Origin of the sequence: Mesorhizobium sp. M7A.F.Ca.CA.002.15.2.1 (genome assembly GCF_003998715.1) — a bacterium.
GTDB classification, from domain to species: domain Bacteria; phylum Pseudomonadota; class Alphaproteobacteria; order Rhizobiales; family Rhizobiaceae; genus Mesorhizobium; species Mesorhizobium ciceri.
This window is the reverse complement of the sequence record NZ_RZPI01001213.1, coordinates 1-606: the sequence shown is the minus strand read 5'-3', so window position 1 is coordinate 606 and position 606 is coordinate 1. Positions and strand designations below refer to the sequence as shown.

The 606-nt window shown below is 62.4% G+C and carries 1 protein-coding gene; it reads left to right on the top strand.

Annotated features, from left to right (window positions below; translation table 11 throughout):
* Positions 1 to 6: 6 nt before the first annotated feature.
* Positions 7 to 606 (top strand): molybdopterin cofactor-binding domain-containing protein (locus ENZ74_RS33710; protein WP_281059778.1); only part of this gene is annotated, 600 nt, incomplete at its 3' end.

Genomic DNA, 606 nt, shown 5'->3' with positions numbered 1-606 from the left:
GACAAGATCAGCGTCGAGATGGGCGACAGTGCCTTGCCGCCGGCTCCCGTGTCGGGCGGATCGATCTCGACCGCCAGTGTCTGCTCGGCGGTCATGAAAGCCTGCGACGCGATACGCGAAAAGCTGTTCGCCGCCGCTGCGGGCAGGGGGGCTCCGCTGGCCGGTTCGGGCAATGCGAAGCTGGACTTGAAGGACGAAGAGGTCGTCACCGAGACCGGCAAATCCGCAAAGCTGGCTGATGTCTTCAAGGCTATGCAAGTCGGCGCCATCGAGGAATATGCCGAGTTTGCGCCGAAGGGTTCTTCGCCTGAAGCCCTCAGCAAACTCTATGCCGGACAGTCGGAATTTCATGGTGGAGAGAACGACGAAGATTCGGTCAAATATGCCTTTGGCGCCGAGTTCGTCGAAGTGCGCATCAACAGCTATACACGCGAAATCCGGGCCCCGCGCATCGTCGGGGCCTTCGCCGCCGGGCGCATCATGAACACGCGCACCGCGCGCAGCCAGCTGATGGGTGGCATGATCTGGGGTATCGGCCAGGCGTTGCACGAGGCGACGGAAATCGATCAGCGACACGCGCGCTACGTCAACCGCGACCTGCAGGAC